The sequence below is a fragment of the Streptomyces sp. ME02-8801-2C genome (genome assembly GCF_033793965.1).
In the GTDB taxonomy this organism is placed as follows: domain Bacteria; phylum Actinomycetota; class Actinomycetes; order Streptomycetales; family Streptomycetaceae; genus Streptomyces.
The window spans coordinates 364250-381575 of the sequence record NZ_JARAXP010000007.1; the positions used below are offsets into that span (position 1 = coordinate 364250).

Below are 17326 nucleotides of genomic sequence, written 5' to 3' on the forward strand. Positions count from 1 at the left end.
GTCAGGCCACCTCCGTGTTGGTGTGGTGCTCCCAGGCGGGGACGAAGGTGTCCAGCGAGGCGTCGGGGGTGGTGATGCCGAAGCGGCTGCCGCACTGGCAGGAGGCGTGCATTTCGCAGTCGTCGTACTCGACGACCAGGGCGTGGCCGCCGCCGAGGGTTTCCCGGAAGTCCGGGTCCGGGTCGGGATCGCGGGGCTCGCGGTCGGCGCGGGTGAGGACCTCGAGGGCTGAGGCCTCGCTGTGGCCGGCCGCGATGAGGGCGGCGAGGATCTCGCCTCGAGCAGTGGACGCCGCCCCGGCCGACGTGGCGGTGCTGTCGGCCGGGGTGTCCTCCTCCTCATCCCTCTGCGGGGTGGTGCCGGTCTCCCCAGCGTCGGCGTGAGCGCGCAGGAGGGCTGCGGCGTCGGCGCCGGTCATGATGGCGCCGTCGAGGAGACTGCGGCCACGCTCCTCGAACAGGTCGGCCGCCTGAAGTACCGCCTTGCGGGCGGCGTTTCGTGCGGCGCGGAGGGCGACGGGCAGGATGGCGTCGGCCAGGACCCCGGCTTGGGCGAGGACCTCGACCGGCATGGTCGCGGGTACCTGGCCGGCGGTCCTGAGTGCGTCCTCGAGCTGGTCGCGCAGCGGGGTGTGCAGGTCGTCCGGCTCGTCCTGGTCGGCGGTTCCGTACAGGGCGAGTGCGATGCGCTGCGCGACGGTGTCGACGCCGCCGGTCCACGAGTCCGTTGCCGGGCGGCCGAGCAGCTCGTACTCGCGGGTGACCGTGACGGTGGTGGCGTGAGCGACGGCGCGCGGGACCAGGGAGAGGATCCGGCGCTCGACGATCTGAGCGGCTTGGACGCGGCGGGACTTCGACATCAGGCGCCACCGTCCTGATCACGGAGAGGCGAGCACGGCCCCTTATGGGCGATGCGGCGGTGGCAGGTGAGCGGGTACTCGCTGCGGCGGGCGAGGTCGGCGCCGCAGTACTGGTACTCCTCGCTCGCGGGTGCCGTCTCGTCGGCGGCCTTCTGCGCCTGCTCGGTCTCGTACTTGGCGAGCTTCGTGGGGTCCGGGTGCCAGTCGCCGTCGCGGTAGATGGCGAAGCGGGAGAGGTGCTTGCCGCGGTAGTGGTCCTGCTGGTGGTGGTACATCTCCGGCGGGGTGGCGGCGAGCCAGCGGCGGATGATTTCCCAGCCGACCTTCGCCACCACACGGCCGGCCATCTCGTCAGCGTGGGGGGCGGGGTTGGCCTGGGCTACGTGCCACACCATGGCGAGTCGGGAGTCCGAGACGCGGGACAGGGCATTGAGGTCGAGGTCGATGCTGATCGTGACCTTCGTGTCGCGCTCGATCATCAGACGCTCACCACCAGCGAGCGCTGCGGGCGGGTCTCGGCGTCGGTGATCCAGGCGGCGGCCTCGCCGAGGGTGGCGAGACCCTTGGAGGAGTGGCGCCAGCGGAGGGTGGAGACCTGGTGGGCGCCGTCGGGGTCGGGTACGGCGGCGGCGATCCAGCGCTGGACGTGGTCGGCGTCGCGGTAGCCGGTGATGATCCCGTACACGGTGTCGGGGGTGGGGATGTGGGTGTTGTCGCGGGTGATGAGGTACTCGTACGGGGTGTGGCCGGGGGCGGGGGCGCGTCCGGGCCACAGCCACACGCCGGCGAGCTGCTGCGGGGGCTGGCCCCACCCGGTCACCGAGGTGTGGGCCATGGCCTGGTTGAGGTGTTCGGCGGAGAGGGTGATGACGGTGTGGCAGGTGCGGCACAGCAGGCGCAGTTGCACGCGGTCGAAGCCGGTGTCGTGGGTGCAGTCGGGGTGGGCGCACTCGTGGGGGCGGGTGTCGCCGGGGGTGGTGCGGATGGCGTCGGTGTGGCGGATGTCGGCGTCGTCCCAGACCGGGATGGTGCATCCGGGGGCGTGGGCCAGCGGGTTCCACCCGAAGTAGGTGGTGGTGATCAGATCCATCAGGCCTGTTCCTTGCGGTGGAGTGCGCGCTCGAGCTGCACGGAGGTGATGGGTGTGGTCTCGTCGCACGCGCGGGGCCGGGCGTGGGGGCGGCTGTCGGCGAGCGCGGTGGGGAGCGCGGGCGTGCGCGTACGGCGGGCGGCGGGGGTGTAGGTGCAGGGCTTGTCGAGGGCGTGCTTGATGAGCAGGGCCGCGATAAGCCATGCGGCGGCGGTGGCGAAGATGAGCGCGAACACGACTCCCTGGTCGCTGGTGGTGGCGCTCACCACGGGTGTCCGGCAGGGCCACCGGCGATGACTCCGGCGAGGCGGGCTGCGGCCCGGTCGGTGAGGAGCTCGGGGACGCCGTCGCCGCGGAGCTGGATCGTGACGCCCTTGTACTGGCCGGTCGCGGTGGCCGCGTCGCCGTGCGTTTCGACGGCGCCGACGGGCACGTTGAGGTGGGACAGCCACCAGCGCCAGCAGTCGATCGACTGCGGCCGTACGGTCAGCCCGAGGGTGGCCGCGTCGGGTACGTCGGTGGCGATCACGTCCGGCTGCGAGGAGCGGAGCTTGTCGGCGAGGACGGCGGCCGGGGAGTCCAGGTCGATTTCCAGGCCGATCCGGGAGACGCAGCCCGCGTACTCGCTGGTCTCCACCCCGGCCGCCTCGTCGACGTCCGGGTGGGGGCCGGCGCTGATGACGGGGACGGCGACCGAGACGGCGAGGGGTGCCTGTTCGTCCGCCGTGGCGAGGGCCTCGGCGAGCATCGCTTTGACGGGGGCGGTCATCTCGACGGCCAGGCGCTCGAGGTCGAGGTCGGTGAGCGGGAGGTCGAGGACGGCGACGGCGGTGACCAGTTGGGTGTGCAGGCGGTGCTGCAGGTGGCGGCTCACAGGGCATCCGCCTCGGGCCCGGCCTGCGGGGAGACGGCGGTGACGTGCGCCAGGATGCTGGATCCGAGCGGCATGGCGGTGGGCGTCGGCAGCACCGTGGCGGTGTCGTCCGCCGCCTGGTCCTCGCCGTCGGGCGGGGCGGGGGTGGGCTGCGGGTCGGGCGGCGGGAGCATGAGCCGGGCCTGCTCGGCCTCGGTTTTGGACAGGAGGGTCCAGGCCCAGATGGTGATGCCGCCGACGCGGGGGCGGGTCTCGGCGTAGACGCCGATGCCGGTGTCGCTGGGCACCAGGTCCCAGGAGGCGTTGGCCCAGGCGGCGAGGGCGCGGACCCCGGACACGTCGTGGCTCCACATGACGTGGACGCTGTACTCGCCGTCGAGTTCGCGGGCGAGGTCGATGCTGCGGGGCAGCGTGGTGAGGTGGCCGATGATCCGGCCGGCCACAGCGTAGGCCTGCTGGAGGGGCGTACCCGGCGAGCCGGGTGCTCTGGTCTCGGGTGATGCGGTGGGCGTGGTGGCGGTAGCCTGTTCCACGTGAACCTCAGCTTTCAGAGTGGTGAGGCGAACGTTCTTGAGCGGGGTCGTACGGACCGGGCCTGGTCCGCGCGGCCCCGTTTCTCATGGCCGGAGACCGATGCCGAGTCAGGCGGCGGCGGGCTTTCGGCGATGGCGGGGGCGCTGTGCCTCGGGCGGCCGGTGTTCGGCCGTGGTGCCGCGGTGGGAGAGGCGGTCGCCAGCCATCTGCGCGGCCTCGTAACGCTCCACTTCGGCGATCGGGAACAGCACGTTTCCGCCACGCTTGAAGGCGGCCGGCGCCTTGCCACGGTGGCGGGCGATGTAAATGGCGGCCTTTGTGGTCTGCCAGCGTTCGGCGAGCTGTTCCACGTTGAGGTGGGGGGAGTTCTCACTCGGGGGGCTTGTCATCACTTCCCTCGTCTTCGGTGATCTCAGCGATGGCCGCCCTCCTCGCGCGCTCCTTGCGGAGCTGTTCGGCGATGCGCCGAAGCACGGTCGGGCTGGGGTTGGCCTGGTCTCTTTCGACCCGGGACAAATACGAGGCGGAGATCCCGATGCGGTTGGCGAACTCCGTCAGGCCGTAGCCCGACTCCTCGCGATTGCGCCGGATGTTTCTTCCTCGCGCCTTCACGGAGGAAAGATTAGGAAAGAAGCGGCAGTAGCACAAGCCCCAAACGGGAAAGAACAGGAAAGATTGTGAAGTTGCAGGTCAGCGGCGAGATCTGATCTGTCCTACGCAGGTAACCGGTTGGTAGGTTGTTTCCTGTCGTTGCTTCCTGTTGCTTGCGGAGACTGGGCGGAGACTGGGATGAACCACGACCCCGAGCGATGGGCCGTGCTAGGGCGCGCCATCCGCAGCGACCGCGAACGCCAGGGACTCACCCGCGAGCAGCTGGCCGAACGGGTCCGTGACCGCGGCGGGCAGGTCACTGGGCGCAGCATCACGAGCCTCGAGAGCGGTGTCGTTCCGAAGCAGCGGTCGAAGCCTCCGAAGCTGGAGCCCGTCGTTGCAGCGCTCGGCTGGCTGCCGGGATGGACCGACCGCATCCTGGCCGGCGAAGACCCGAGCACTGTGCTCCATCAGCAGGAGGCGGAGACTCCGACGGGCTCCCCGCGCTCTCGCCTGCTCGAACTCGTGCCGGTGGTCTACGAGTTCAGCAGGACGGCCGTCCGCCTCGGGGCTCCCGCCTCGCTGCGTGACCGCTTCGACCACCTCGTACAGGAACTGCTCGACTCGCTCGCCGCCACCCAGCAACCGCGCGCGCCTTATGCGCTCGCGGCCTACCGTCCGCATGCTGAGGGCGAAGGGGTGCCGGCCGACGACGAGGCGCGCATCGAGGACGCGATCCGCCGTAACAGCTGACGGCGTACAGCCATCCACCTGCGGCGAGGGTCTACACCCTCACCCCGTCGCCATATCTACAAATCGCCGAGGTTGGTCGCGGCTGCCCGCATTCGGCCCCCCCATGAAGGGAGTTGAAAGATTTCCTGTCGTTTCCTTCCCTTGCCTGTGGGTGGTCGGGTAGACAAGAGATCCGGCGCGCTTCCCACCCGTCCGACTCCGCTTGGGGGGCGCATGTCTGTCGTGCCGATGTTCTTCACCAACCACGCTGGGTTGCACTACGCACCCGCTCTCGAACTCGAACAGCTCGGCATCCGCGTCGTGCGTACCTGGCTGCGAGACACGTGGGGTGCCTGGTCCCGGGAACGGCGCGACGTCATCGTCGTCGCCTCCGGACTCAGCGAGGTGCAGGAACGTTGCGTACTGGCCCACGAACTCGAACACGTCCTCGCCGACGACGCCGACTGTGACGGCCGGCTTGCGTCCGTCCGCCAGGAACGAAGAGCTGATCTCGAAGCTGCCCGAAAGCTGGTCGCCATCTCGGACCTCGCCGAAGTCGCCCAGTGGGCCAACGACATCCACACGGCGGCGGCCGAACTCCGTGTCACGGAGCGCCTTCTCGAGGTCCGGCTCACAGATCTCCGAGGAGAAGGGTGGCCATGGCCGCATCAGGGTGGATCGAAGATCGCTGGCTGAAGAAGCGGCCGAACCCGGAAACGGGAAAGCGCGAGCGCACCGCCCTGTACGGGAAGTGTCTGCGCTACAGGGTCGCGGGCATCCCGGGCGTGCGGAAGCGGTCGTTCGAGACGCTCGAAGAGGCGAAGACCTGGAAAGCCAAGGCGATCACCGGTGCCAAGAAGAAGGAGTTTGTCGACGACCGCGACGGCGAGATGCTCCTCGGCGACTACATCACAGACGAGTGGTGGCCGAGGCGGACGGACCCGGTCAACACCGCGACTGCGATGAAGTCGAAGATCTTCAACCACATCGTGGACACATCGCTCGGGCGCACCCAGATGTACGTCATCGATGACGGCCACCTCGTCGAGTGGAAACGGGAGTTGAAGAACCGCGGCCTGGCCGACTCGACGATCGAGGTGATCTGGAACCATCTCAGCTCCGTCTTCAAGTCGGCCGTCGGAAAGCGGATCGCGAAGAACCCGTGCCGCGAGGCTGAGAAGGGGGTGCGGCCGGCGGGTCCAGGTGAGACGAAGGCGCGTGCCTGGGCGAAGGAGGAAGCACACTCGATCCGCCAGGCCTTGCCGGTGCGGTTCCGGATCATCGCCGACCTGGGCATGCGTGCCGGCCAGCGGCAGGCGGAGACGTTCGGCTTCAGCCCGGACGACGTGGACCGGGACTTGATGGTGCTTCACGTGCGGCGCCAGCTGCTTTGGGAGAACAGCACCAAGCCGTACTTCAAGCTGCCCAAGGGAGACAAGGAGCGGGATGTCCCGCTCTCGCCCGGCCTGCTGAAACTGATCGACGAATACAGCGAGCAGTTTCCGCCCGTAACCGTGACCCTGCCGTGGAAGGGACCGGGAAACAGTAACCGCTCAACGGCTACGGTGCGGCTGCTAGCAACGTCGGCCACCGGGAAGCGGCACCTGCCGTCGACGTACAACAACCGGATTATGAAGCCGGCGCTCGCCGAGGCCGGGCTCATCAAGCCGCGCGCCGAGGGGGCGCGTTCGTGGGGGTGGGAGGCCTCACGGGAACTGATGCACCACCGCTGGCGGCATACCTACGCCAGTGTCCAGCTCGGCGCCGGCGAGGACGTCATCTCCGTGTCGCACTGGATGGGGCACGCGTCGCCTGATGTCACGCTGAAGATCTACGCCCACTTCATGCCGGACCGTGGGCTGCGTGGCCGCACCGCCGTGGACAACTGGCTGGAGTCCGGAGCCACGCAACGGCCGGCTGTTGCCGACCTGCGGACCGTCGAGCCCTACACCTTCGCCGAGACCATGCCGCTGTCGCTGCCCTGGGAGCGGCTGAAGGATCCGGTCGAGGCCTACGTCCAGGGATCGCGGTACGCGGGTGGTCCGTGGACGGTCGGCGTGGTCTTCCAGGCTGGCGGCCCCATCCGAGGTGAGATCCGTACCGTCTTGGGTGATGACCCGGACCGCGCGGTGGCGGCCGGCCTGGCCTGGCTGAAGGAGTACTGTGCTGGGGAAGGTCTGGCCCTGGTGAAGGCGGAGAACCTGAACAGTCAGGTCGCCGAACCGCTCCGGCCGTACCAGGCGCTAGGGCGCTTCCTGCTCGCGCCTGCCGAGGGAGTTCGTGATCTTCCGCCGAAACTCCCCGAGAACCCCCTGAGTGTCTGAACGATCTACGAGGGCCGCTCCCCGGAATACGGGTAGCGGCCCTCACTGCTGCGTCAGACGGGGGTCGAGAGGGCCGTTAGCGGTCAGCGTTTACGCAGGTCACGCGTAGGTGTAGAAGCCCGAGCCCGACTTCCGGCCCAGCCGGCCCGCGTCGACCATGCGCTGGAGCAGCGGGGGAGCGGCGTACAGCGGCTCCTTGTACTCCTCGTACATGCTGAACGCGACCGAGGCGACCGTGTCCAGGCCGATCAGGTCGGACAGTCTCAGCGGGCCCATGGGGTGTGCGCAGCCCATCTCCATGCCGTTGTCGATGTCCTCGCGGCTGGCCATGCCCGACTCGAACATCCGGATCGCGGAGAGCAGGTACGGGATCAGCAGGGCGTTCACCACGAACCCCGAGCGGTCCTGGGCGCGGATCGCGTGCTTGCCGAGGGCCTTCTCGGCGAACAGCTGGGCGCGGGCGAGGGTGCCCTCGGACGTGGTGAGCGCCGGGATCAGCTCGACGAGGTTCTGCACCGGGGCCGGGTTGAAGAAATGTATGCCGACGACCTGGTCGGGCCGGGAGGTGGCAACCGCCAGCTTCACCAGGGGAATCGAGGAGGTGTTGGAGGCGAGGATCGCGTCGGGGCGGGTCACCACCTGGTCGAGCACCTGGAAGATCTCCGTCTTCACCTGCTCGTTCTCCACGACGGCCTCGATCACCAGATCGCGGTCCGCGAACTCACCGAGGTCGGTGGTGAAGCTGAGCCGCGCCAGCGTCTCGTCCCGCTCCTCCTCGGTGATCTTGCCGCGCTCGGCCGCCTTCGAGAGGGAGTTGAACAGCCGGGTACGGCCGAACTCCAGGGCTTCGCCGGTGGTCTCGGCGACCTTCACGTCCAGCCCGGAGCGGGCGCACACCTCAGCGATGCCCGCTCCCATCTGGCCGCAGCCCACAACTCCGACGCGTGAGATCTCTCCCACTGGGCTGTCCGTCACATCGTCCCTTTCACAGATACTCTTCGCGGGCCGTCCGGCCTGTGCGGGCCCGCGGTCGTCCGGGGTCTTCCGTCCGTCCGGTGCCTGCGCCAAACCTGCACGTTACCTTCGGCGGCCCTTGCCCGATTGTCCGGGCCTCACATGGGAGTGTGGCCCGGGACGGGTGAGGACGGTCTGTGACTTGTCCGACACAGCGCTTATCGGAGGTACGGGAATGAGTGGGAAGGCGCGGCACGCGCGCATGTCACGGCGGGCGTTCGCGGTGACCGCCCTGTCGACGCTCGTGGCGGGCGGGGCGGTGGCGGGAGCAGCCCTGGCCGGGGCGCAACCTAGCCGGTCCGACGGGTCCAACGGATCGAACGGCAAGGGCAGGCGGGCGACCCGTGAGCTGCGGGGCATGTGGCTGGCGACGGTCACCAACCGGGACTGGCCGTCCAAGCCCGGGCTGAGCGCCAGCCAGCAGCGCGCCGAGCTGATCGCCCACCTCGACACGGCGGTGAGCCGCCGCCTCAACGCGGTGTTCTTCCAGGTCCGCCCGACCGCCGACGCCCTGTGGCCCTCGCCGTACGAGCCCTGGTCGCAGGTCCTCACCGGAACCCAGGGCAAGGACCCCGGCTGGGACCCGCTGGGCACGGCGGTCACCGAGGCGCACGCGCGCGGTCTCGAACTGCACGCCTGGTTCAACCCGTACCGCGTCGCCAACAACACAGACCCGAGCAAGCTGATCGCCTCCCACCCGGCGCGCAGGCATCCCGACTGGGTGGTGCCGTACGGCGGCAAGCTGTACTACAACCCCGGTCTGCCGGAGGTTCGCCGCTTCGTCCAGGACGCGATGCTCGACGCGGTGCGCAAGTACGAGATCGACGGCGTCCACTGGGACGACTACTTCTACCCGTACCCGGTCGCCGGCCAGACCTTCGACGACGACGCCGAGTTCGCGGAGTACGGCGGTGCGTTCCCCGACCGTGCCTCGTGGCGGCGCGACAACATCGACAAACTGGTACTGGAGACCTCCGCCCGCATCAAGGCCGTACGGCCCGGCGTGGACTTCGGGATCAGCCCCTTCGGCGTGTGGCGCAACGCGGCGACCGACCCGGCCGGCTCGGACACGCGGGCGGGTGTGCAGACGTACGACGACCTGTACGCGGACACCAGGAAATGGGTGCGGCAGAACTGGATCGACTACATCTGCCCGCAGATCTACTGGAACATCGGCTTCGCCGCGGCCGACTACGCCAAGCTGCTGCCCTGGTGGGCGGACGTCGCCAAGGGCACGGGCACCAAGCTGTACGTCGGTGAGGCGCTGTACAAGGCGGGCGACCCGGCGCAGCCCGCGGCCTGGCAGGACCCGGCCGAACTGTCCCGGCACCTGACCCTCGCCCAGGACTACCCCGAGGCACGGGGACACATCTTCTTCTCCGCGAAGGAGGTGGGCACCGACAAGATCGGGGCCATGGCACGGGTGGTCGCCGACCACTACCAGCAGCCGGCGATGCCACCGCGCTGATGCCCAGCGGGAATCGAGCTGTGCCTCAGAGGTCGTGAACCTCGCTTGCTAGCGGTCCGAGTCCTTGTGGCGGACCTGGCAGTCGGGGCCGGGGGACATCACTGCCTCGTGCCCGTCCGGGAAACGGACGCGGTACGGGGGAGTGCCCTCCTGGCCCATGACCTCGACGACTTCCGTGACCTGGTCGTGCTGGCCGACCACCCTGCCGTGCTGGACAAGCTGGTCGCCCACGGTTGCGCGCATCTGCGGGCCTCCTCTCAGCCGCGTACCCGCTGGGTGACGGCGATACAGACGAGCACGGCCGCCGCCGTCAGCGGGGCGGCCGGCGTCAGCTGCTCGCCCAGCAGCAGGACCGACCACACCAGTGTGAGCAGGGGCTGCGCCAACTGCAACTGGCTGGCCTTCGGAATGCCGATCGCCGCCATGCCCCGGTACCAGACGACCAGGCCGAGGAACTGCGACCCCACCGCCACCCACAGCAGCCCGGCCACACTGTGCGCGGTGAACCGGACGGGCTCGTACGACAGGGCCAGCGCGGCGGCGGACGCGGTGAGCGGCAGGCACAGCACCAGCGCCCAGCCGATGACCTGCCACCCCGGCATGACCCGGGCCAGCCGGCCGCCCTCGGTGTAGCCGGCCGCGCAGACCAGCAGGGCGCCGAAAAGATAGGCGTCCGCGCTGGTCAGAGCGCCGCCGCTCTGCTGGACGGTGAACGCGACGACCGCCGCCGCGCCCACCAGGGCCGCCGCCCAGAAGGTGCGCGAGGGCCGGGTGCCCATGCGCAGCGCCGAGAAGAGGGCCGTCGTCAGCGGCAGCAGGCCGACCACGACGGCGGCGTGCGCGGTGGTCGACGTCCGCAGGGCGAGCGTCGTGAGGAGCGGGAAGCCGACGACGACACCGGCGGCGACGACCGCGAGCCCCGCCCAGTGGCGGCGGGCGGGCGGCCGTACCCGCAGCGCCAGCAGACAGCCACCCGCGACGACCGCCGCCAGGACCGACCGCACGGCCACCAGCGACCACGGGCCGAAGCCCTCCAGCCCCCAGGCGGTGGCGGGGAAGGTGAGCGAGAAGGCGGTGACGCCGAGAGCCGCCTGAAGGGTTCCGGCGCGGCGGGCCGGGGACTTCGCGGACTTCGCCGACTGCGCGTGCGGTGGGCTCGGGGCTGGTGTGCGCCTGCTGACCGCTATCGGAGTCGGTGTGATAGCGCTATCGTGTGCTCTCATGCAAGAGCGTAGCAGTGTCGGTGAACTGGCGAATCGGCTGCGACAGGAGCTCAACCGCTACTCTCCAGGTGGAAAGCTGCCGTCGAGCCGGGTGCTGGTGGAACGCTTCCGGGTGAGCCCCGTGACCGTCTCCCGGGCGCTCGCCCAACTGGCCGCCGAGGGCCTGGTCGTGACCCGCCCGGGGGCCGGCGCGTACCGCGCGGAGGCCCGCCGCGCGTCCGCCCCCGCCGGGGACACCTCCTGGCAGGAGGTCGCCCTGAGCGCGGACGGCGCCGCCGACCTCGTACCGCGCACGGTGGACGCGGCCGGTGTCGTCGTCTCGCTGGCCGCGCCACCGCCCGGTGTGATCGAGTTCAACGGCGGCTATCTGCATCCCTCCCTCCAGCCCGAGCGGGCCATGGCGGCGGCCCTGTCGCGGGCCGGACGCCGTCCCGGAGCGTGGGGACGGCCGCCCCTGGACGGGCTGCCGGAGCTGCGCGAGTGGTTCGCGCGGGGCATCGGCGGTGCCGTCACGGCGGCCGAGGTGCTGATCACGGCGGGCGGCCAGGCGGCCCTGACGACAGCCCTGCGGGCCCTCGCCCCGCCCGGCGCCCCGGTGCTGGTCGAGTCGCCCACCTACCCCGGAATGCTGGCCATCGCCCGCGCGGCCGGCCTGCGCCCGGTGCCGGTCCCGGTGGACGCGGACGGGGTACGCCCACCGCTGCTCGCCGACGCGTTCCGGGCGACCGGCGCCCGGGTGTTCGTCTGCCAGCCCCTGTTCCAGAACCCGACCGGGGCCGTGCTCGCGCCCGAGCGGCGCGCGGAGGTGCTGCGGATCGCCCGCGAGGCCGGCGCCTTCGTGATCGAGGACGACTTCGTACGGCGGCTGGTGCACGAGGACGCGGCGCCGCTGCCGCGTCCGCTCGCCGCGGAGGACCCCGACGGGGTGGTCGTCCATGTCGGCTCGCTCACCAAGGCGACCTCGCCGAGCTTCCGGGTGAGCGCGCTCGCGGCCCGGGGGCCCGTCCTGGAACGGCTGCGCGCCATCCAGATCGTCGACACCTTCTTCGTCCCGCGCCCGTTGCAGGAAGCGGCCCTGGAGCTCGTCGGCTCACCGGCCTGGCCCCGCCATCTCCGGGCTGTGTCCGCCGAGTTGAGGATCCGCCGGGACGCCATGACGTCCGCGCTCCTGAGCGGCCTGCCTCAATTGTCCCTGCCGCACATCCCGTCGGGCGGTTACCACCTGTGGCTGCGCCTGCCCGACGGCACGGACGACACGGCTTTCGTCGCGGCGGCCCTGCGCGCGGGTGTCGCGATCACCCCCGGCCGCCCCTACTTCAGCGCCGAACCCCCGGCAGCACACGTGCGGTTGAGCTTCGCGGCGGTCGCGGGGACGGGAGAGATCGGGGAGGGGGTACGGCGGCTGCGTACGGCCTGTGACGAGGTGTTCCGCGGTGGGCGGACCACGGGAAAACCGTTCGACAGCGCCCGCCCCGACCTGTGAACCTCCCGCCATGAACGACGACATACCCGCCTTCCCCGAGGGCTACGAATGCTCCACCGACCCCGCCCGGATCGATGTCGAGCGGGTGCACCGCTGGCTCTCGACCGACGCCTACTGGGCGCTGGGCCGGCCCCGGGAGAAGTTCGAGGATGTGATCGCGCACTCGCTCAACTTCGGGGTGTACGACGCGACTTCGGGGGAGCAGGTGGCGTACGCGCGGGTGGTGACCGACCAGGGGCTGTTCGCGTGGCTGTGCGATGTGTACGTGGACCGGTCGGTGCGGGGTACCGGGGTCGGTACGGCGATGGTGCGCGAGGCGCGCGATCACCTCGGGGCGCTCGGGGTGCGCCGCATCCTGCTCGCCACGAGCGACGCGCACGGCGTCTACGAGAAGATCGGCTTCCGGCCGCTCGCGAAACCCGAGCAGTGGATGGCGCTCTACTTCGAGTGAAGCCCCTGTGGAGCCGGCGTAAAGCCTGTGTGACGGTCGCCGGTGACTCGTGCGAAGGTCGGCGCGCACCCTCGATAACTCCTGAGTAACGCCACTTGACCTGCGCACTTTCCCGGCACACCATCGCCGCATGCAACTTCGGGTCACCTTCGTCGCCGCCGCGCGCAGCTCCCCGCTGCTCGCCGAGCGCTTCGACGACGACCGGCCGCTGGACCAGGCCGGCTGGGACGAGGTGCAGCGCGCCGCCCAGGACCTGATGCCGCTGGCGGCGGCCGAGCTGCGCTACTGCTCGCCGACGCCCCGCAGCCGGGCCACCGGGGACGCGCTCGGCTACGGGCCGCTCGTCCAGCTGGCGCTGCGCGACTGCGACATGGGCCGCTGGCGCGGGCTCACCCTCGGCGAGGCGATGGCCCGGGAGCCCGACTCCGTGGACGCGTGGCTCGCCGATCCGCGCGCCACGCCCCACGGAGGCGAGTCGCTGCTGGACTTCATCTCGCGCGTCGGCGGCTGGCTCGACACCCGGCCCGTCGACGACGGTGGCCGGATCGTCGCGGTCGCCGAGCCCTCGGTCGTCAGGGCGGCCCTCGTCTACGCCCTGAAGGCGCCGCCCTCGACCTACTGGAACCTCGACGTCCGCCCGTTGTCCACGACCGTCGTCACGGGCCGCAAGGGTCGCTGGAACCTGCGCTTCGAGGGTGTGTTCCCCCAGTCGGTGCGCGGCTAGACCGTCGTGCCGCGCAGGTAGTCGGTGGTGAGGACGAGGTCCTTGGCCGGGCCTGCCACCCGCCACACCGTCCGCCAGTGGTCTTCGTCCAGGACCGTGAACTCGCCGCGGTAGAGATCGGCCGCGCAGGGGTGGTCGGTGATCCATCGGCCCGAGGTCAGGTCCAGGTCGTGGAACGGGCGGCCGTCCGCGAAACACACGGCCGCGGTGCCCGGCGCGGCGCCCGGGAGGAAGCGGAGCGTCCGCTCGGCGGGGCGGGCGACGCCCCGCCACACGAACGTGCCCGACTCGTGGTGCAGCAGACCGCGCGGGACTCCTTCGTGCGGCTGGTCCGCCTCGTGCAGCGGGCTGAACGTCGTGGTGCCGACGAAAGTCCCCTCGTCCGTGCCCGAGAGATCCCGCACCGACCTCTCCAGCCGCCAGGTCCCCGCCAGAAACAGCAGCACATCGCCCACTGGCCGAAACTCGTCCATGCCGCCGCCCCTCCGAAACATTCGGGATCCCGCACGCCCCATTGACGCGCTCCGATCACATACCTATCTTGCCGTTCGAAGTGCTGATCATTGTCCGATATCCCGAACCGCATTGACCTGCCATGACCTGCATCGACCGCATCGACAGAGCCGCGGAGTATCCATGTCACGCACAAGCACCCGCTGGAGACTGGGCCTGACGGCCACCACCGCACTCCTGGTGGTCTCGGCGGTGGTCCCCGCCCCGGCCAGTGCCGAGGACGTCACCGACTACGCCATCACCGTGGACCCGGCCGCCAAGGGCGCCGAGATCGACGACACGATGTACGGCGTCTTCTTCGAGGACATCAACCGCGCCGCCGACGGCGGTCTGTACGCCGAACTCGTACAGAACCGCTCGTTCGAGTACTCCACCGCCGACAACCGCTCGTACACGCCCCTCACCTCCTGGGCCGTCAGCGGTACGGCGACAACCGCGGACGACGACGGGCGTCTGAACGCCCGCAACCGCACCTACCTTTCCCTGGCATCCGGCTCGTCCGTCACCAACTCCGGCTACAACACCGGAATCAGGGTGGAGGACGGCAAGAAGTACGACTTCTCCGTCTGGGCCCGCGCCGACCGGGCCACCGGGTTGACCGTGTCCCTCGCCGACGCCGGGGGCACCCTCGCCGAGGCCCGCCAGGTCACGGTGAAGGGAGGCTGGGCCAAGTACCGGGCGCGGTTCACCGCGACCCGCTCCAGCACCACCGGCCGGCTGACGGTCGCGACGGACAACCCCGTCGCCCTGGACATGATCTCGCTGCTGCCCAAGGACACATACAAGGGCCACGGGCTGCGCGAGGACCTCGCCCGGAAGATCGCCGCGCTCGACCCCGGCTTCGTCCGCTTCCCGGGCGGCTGCCTGGTCAACACCGGGTCCATGCAGGACTACAGCGAGGCGTCGAACTGGCAGCGCCAGCGCTCGTACCAGTGGAAGGACACCATCGGCCCGGTCGAGCAGCGCGCCACCAACTCCAACTTCTGGGGTTACAACCAGAGTTACGGACTCGGCTACTACGAGTACTTCCAGTTCTCGGAGGACATCGGCGCGATGCCGCTGCCCGTCGTCCCCGCACTGGTCACCGGCTGCGGGCAGAACAAGGCCGTCGTCGACGAGGCGCTGCTCAAGCGGCACATCCAGGACACCCTCGACCTCATCGAGTTCGCCAACGGGCCCGTGACCAGCGAGTGGGGCCGCAAGCGGGCGCAGTTGGGCCACCCCAAGCCCTTCCACCTCACCCACATAGAGGTGGGCAACGAGGAGAACCTGCCGAACGAGTTCTTCGCCCGTTTCACGGAGTTCCGGACCGCCATCGAGGCCAAGTACCCGGACATCGCCGTGATCTCCAACTCCGGCCCGGACGACAGCGGTTCGACCTTCGACACCGCCTGGAAGCTCAACCGGGACGCGAACGTCGCGATGGTCGACGAGCACTACTACAACAGTCCGCAGTGGTTCCTGCAGAACAACGACCGCTACGACTCGTACGACAGGAGCGGCCCCAAGGTCTTCCTCGGCGAGTACGCCTCGCAGGGCAACACCTTCAAGAACGCCCTGTCCGAGGCCGCGTTCATGACGGGCCTGGAGCGCAACGCGGACGTCGTCAAGCTGGCCTCGTACGCCCCGCTGCTCTCCAACGAGGACTACGTGCAGTGGCGCCCCGACATGATCTGGTTCAACAACCACGCGTCCTGGGGCTCGCCCTCGTACGAGGTGCAGAAGCTGTTCATGAACAACGTCGGTGACCGCGTGGTGCCCACCACCGCCACCGGCACACCCTCGGTGAGCGGCCCGATCGCGGGTGCCGTCGGACTGTCGACCTGGGCGACCACGGCGGCGTACGACGACGTGAAGGTCACCGGCGCCGACGGCACGCCCCTGCTGAGCGACGACTTCTCGGGCGACGCCTCCCGGTGGACCCATACGGGCGGCGGGAGTTGGACGGTCCAGGACGGACAGTACGTCCAGACGGACGTGGCCGCCGAGAACACCATGGTCTCCGCGGGCGACCCCGCCTGGCACGACTACGACCTGCATGTGAAGGCCACCAAGAAGTCCGGCAAGGAGGGCTTCCTCGTCGCCTTCGGCGTCAAGGACACCGGGAACTACTACTGGTGGAACCTGGGCGGCTGGAACAACACCCAGTCCGCAGTCGAACAGGCCTCGGACGGCGGCAAGTCGACGCTCGTCTCGAAGGCCGGCTCGATCGAGACGGGACGCGCGTACGACATCGACGTCAAGGTGCGGGGCCGACAGGTCACCCTCTACCTCGACGGCAAGGAGTGGGGCGGCTTCACCGACGACAAGCCGGCCGAGCCGTTCCGGCAGATCGTCACCAAGGACGCGAAGACCGGCGACCTGATCGTCAAGGTCGTCAACGCCCAGGCGGCGCAGGCCCGTACGACGATCGACCTCGGCAAGGTGAAGGTCAGGTCCAAGGCCGCGGTGACGACCCTGGCCGCCGCGCCGGACGCGGTGAACACCGAGACGGCGACCGCGGTGGCGCCGGTGAAGTCGACGTTCACGGGCGTCGCACGGAAGTTCACGTACACGTTCCCGGCGAACTCGGTCACCTTCCTGCGGATCAAGAAGGGCTGACCGGAGGGGCGGCTCAGGTGCCGAAGGGTGCCTGGGCCGCCCGTGGCGGGCCGGTAGCGATCAGCCGCCCGCAGCCACGAACGCCCCGTCGACGAGGACCGGCACCACGGCGCTCCCCTCCAGCTCCGTGGCGATCGCCACGTCCTCGGGGAAACCGCCGTCGACCAGTTCCCGCCCCGAGGCGCTCGCGAGGACGTCGGCGGCGACGTCCGGGGAGGCGGCGAAGGCGGCGGCGGCCGTAGCGGCCTCGGGGGAGAGGGACGTACGAGCGCTGCCGTGGCGGTCGCCCAGCGCGGCGATCACGGCACCCGCCCCCAGGAGATCCTCCAGGGCCGGTCGCAGGCCGCCGTCGGGCCAGCGCTCACCGGCGGCGATCACACCGACCGGCCGCTCGGCGGTCCCGTACCCCTGCTCGGTGAGCCACGCGCCCACGGCGGTGGCGTTGCGCAGACACGCGGCGACCACCGTCGTCGTGTCGTCGGCCGCCGCCGAGATGGCCGAGCCGTTGGGGGACGGCAGCACCAGCCGGCCGGCGAAGGGTGCCCGGCGCAGCGCCGCCGGGGAGAGCGACCAGGGCGAGTCGGGCCCGACCGCCCTGCGGCCGACGGCGAGCCGGGCGTCCTGCCGCGCCGCGAAGTCCAGGGCCGTGTCGTCGCGCCATGGGTAGGGGAAGACACGGGAGCCGCTCTCGACGGCGACGGAGACGGAGGTGGTGAACGACAGTACGTCGACCACGACCAGACAGGACACGTCACGGGCGAGGTGCAGCGCCCCCGCCGGCCCCCACTCGAACCGAACCCCGTACCCGGACTGGAGAAAGTCCTCAGTCATACCGATGCTCACTT

21 protein-coding genes are annotated in these 17326 nt (G+C 70.3%); 8 read left to right on the top strand and 13 right to left on the bottom strand.

Features of this window, described 5'->3' with window-relative positions; genetic code table 11:
• Position 1 precedes the first annotated feature (1 nt).
• The 8 genes from PV396_RS24670 to PV396_RS24705 form a co-directional block, all read right to left on the bottom strand.
• Positions 2-859 carry a hypothetical protein gene (locus PV396_RS24670; protein ID WP_319208026.1) on the bottom strand — a complete coding sequence of 286 codons (858 nt, stop codon included), beginning with the start codon at positions 857-859 and terminating at the stop codon, positions 2-4.
• On the bottom strand, positions 859-1338 hold the full coding sequence (locus PV396_RS24675; protein WP_319208029.1) for a hypothetical protein: 480 nt from the start codon (positions 1336-1338) through the stop codon (positions 859-861). Before PV396_RS24675 ends, PV396_RS24670 begins: the two co-directional genes overlap by 1 nt.
• Positions 1338-1949, bottom strand: a complete 612-nt coding sequence (locus PV396_RS24680; protein WP_319208031.1) for a hypothetical protein — start codon at positions 1947-1949, stop codon at positions 1338-1340. The genes PV396_RS24675 and PV396_RS24680 overlap by 1 nt, the downstream gene beginning before the upstream one ends.
• The gene (locus tag PV396_RS24685; RefSeq protein ID WP_319208033.1) at positions 1949-2215 is read right to left on the bottom strand and encodes a hypothetical protein; all 267 of its coding nucleotides are present in this window, start codon (positions 2213-2215) and stop codon (positions 1949-1951) included. Before PV396_RS24685 ends, PV396_RS24680 begins: the two co-directional genes overlap by 1 nt.
• Entirely contained in the window at positions 2212-2823 is a 612-nt protein-coding gene (locus tag PV396_RS24690; RefSeq protein ID WP_319208036.1) for a hypothetical protein, read from the bottom strand. The genes PV396_RS24685 and PV396_RS24690 overlap by 4 nt, the downstream gene beginning before the upstream one ends.
• Positions 2820-3356, bottom strand: a complete 537-nt coding sequence (locus tag PV396_RS24695; protein ID WP_319208038.1) for a hypothetical protein — start codon at positions 3354-3356, stop codon at positions 2820-2822. The genes PV396_RS24690 and PV396_RS24695 overlap by 4 nt, the downstream gene beginning before the upstream one ends.
• Positions 3357-3464: 108 nt before the next feature.
• Complete coding sequence (locus PV396_RS24700; RefSeq protein ID WP_319208039.1) at positions 3465-3746, bottom strand: DNA-binding protein; 282 nt, start codon at positions 3744-3746, stop codon at positions 3465-3467.
• Positions 3727-3969, bottom strand: coding sequence for a helix-turn-helix transcriptional regulator (locus PV396_RS24705; protein WP_319208041.1), 243 nt, complete (start codon positions 3967-3969; stop codon positions 3727-3729). Before PV396_RS24705 ends, PV396_RS24700 begins: the two co-directional genes overlap by 20 nt.
• Positions 3970-4146: 177 nt before the next feature.
• Between PV396_RS24705 and PV396_RS24710 the strand changes: the two genes are divergently transcribed.
• The 3 genes from PV396_RS24710 to PV396_RS24720 all read left to right on the top strand — a co-directional run bounded on the left by PV396_RS24710 (position 4147) and on the right by PV396_RS24720 (position 7004).
• On the top strand, positions 4147-4701 hold the full coding sequence (locus tag PV396_RS24710) for a helix-turn-helix transcriptional regulator (protein ID WP_319208043.1): 555 nt from the start codon (positions 4147-4149) through the stop codon (positions 4699-4701).
• 213 nt (positions 4702-4914) lie between these two features.
• A complete protein-coding gene (locus tag PV396_RS24715) occupies positions 4915-5376 on the top strand; it encodes an ImmA/IrrE family metallo-endopeptidase (protein ID WP_319208045.1) in 462 nt (153 codons plus the stop codon).
• Positions 5340-7004 (top strand): site-specific integrase, encoded by a 1665-nt coding sequence (locus tag PV396_RS24720; protein ID WP_319208047.1) that lies wholly within the window; start codon positions 5340-5342, stop codon positions 7002-7004. The genes PV396_RS24715 and PV396_RS24720 overlap by 37 nt, the downstream gene beginning before the upstream one ends.
• 99 nt (positions 7005-7103) lie before the next feature.
• Here the strand turns inward: PV396_RS24720 and PV396_RS24725 are convergent, their stop codons facing one another.
• A complete protein-coding gene (locus PV396_RS24725; RefSeq protein WP_319208049.1) occupies positions 7104-7979 on the bottom strand; it encodes a 3-hydroxybutyryl-CoA dehydrogenase in 876 nt (291 codons plus the stop codon).
• A gap of 241 nt (positions 7980-8220) precedes the next feature.
• On the opposite strand from PV396_RS24725, the gene PV396_RS24730 reads away from it, so the two are divergent.
• Entirely contained in the window at positions 8221-9486 is a 1266-nt protein-coding gene (locus tag PV396_RS24730; protein ID WP_319208430.1) for a glycoside hydrolase family 10 protein, read from the top strand.
• A gap of 48 nt (positions 9487-9534) precedes the next feature.
• Here PV396_RS24730 and PV396_RS24735 read toward each other — a convergent pair whose 3' ends face one another.
• Both PV396_RS24735 and PV396_RS24740 read right to left on the bottom strand, forming a co-directional pair.
• On the bottom strand, positions 9535-9729 hold the full coding sequence (locus PV396_RS24735) for a DUF1918 domain-containing protein (RefSeq protein ID WP_319208052.1): 195 nt from the start codon (positions 9727-9729) through the stop codon (positions 9535-9537).
• Positions 9730-9743: 14 nt separating this feature from the next.
• Positions 9744-10709: a DMT family transporter gene (locus PV396_RS24740; protein ID WP_319208054.1), complete on the bottom strand. Its 966-nt coding sequence runs from the start codon at positions 10707-10709 to the stop codon at positions 9744-9746.
• Here PV396_RS24740 and PV396_RS24745 point away from each other — a divergent pair.
• The 3 genes from PV396_RS24745 to PV396_RS24755 all read left to right on the top strand — a co-directional run bounded on the left by PV396_RS24745 (position 10708) and on the right by PV396_RS24755 (position 13367).
• A complete protein-coding gene (locus PV396_RS24745) occupies positions 10708-12192 on the top strand; it encodes a PLP-dependent aminotransferase family protein (protein WP_319208056.1) in 1485 nt (494 codons plus the stop codon). The two genes, PV396_RS24740 and PV396_RS24745, sit on opposite strands and share 2 nt — an antisense overlap.
• Positions 12193-12202: 10 nt before the next feature.
• Complete coding sequence (locus PV396_RS24750; RefSeq protein WP_319208058.1) at positions 12203-12643, top strand: GNAT family N-acetyltransferase; 441 nt, start codon at positions 12203-12205, stop codon at positions 12641-12643.
• Between the two features lie 130 nt (positions 12644-12773).
• Positions 12774-13367, top strand: a complete 594-nt coding sequence (locus PV396_RS24755) for a histidine phosphatase family protein (protein WP_319208059.1) — start codon at positions 12774-12776, stop codon at positions 13365-13367.
• Here the strand turns inward: PV396_RS24755 and PV396_RS24760 are convergent.
• Complete coding sequence (locus tag PV396_RS24760; protein WP_319208060.1) at positions 13364-13840, bottom strand: DUF6314 family protein; 477 nt, start codon at positions 13838-13840, stop codon at positions 13364-13366. The genes PV396_RS24755 and PV396_RS24760 overlap by 4 nt on opposite strands.
• A 163-nt stretch (positions 13841-14003) precedes the next feature.
• Here PV396_RS24760 and PV396_RS24765 point away from each other — a divergent pair, with 163 nt between their 5' ends.
• Positions 14004-16481 carry an alpha-L-arabinofuranosidase C-terminal domain-containing protein gene (locus PV396_RS24765; protein ID WP_319208062.1) on the top strand — a complete coding sequence of 826 codons (2478 nt, stop codon included), beginning with the start codon at positions 14004-14006 and terminating at the stop codon, positions 16479-16481.
• A gap of 60 nt (positions 16482-16541) precedes the next feature.
• On the opposite strand, the gene PV396_RS24770 is transcribed toward PV396_RS24765, so the two are convergent.
• Positions 16542-17312, bottom strand: a complete 771-nt coding sequence (locus PV396_RS24770) for a 2-phosphosulfolactate phosphatase (RefSeq protein WP_319208065.1) — start codon at positions 17310-17312, stop codon at positions 16542-16544.
• Positions 17313-17326 lie beyond the last annotated feature (14 nt).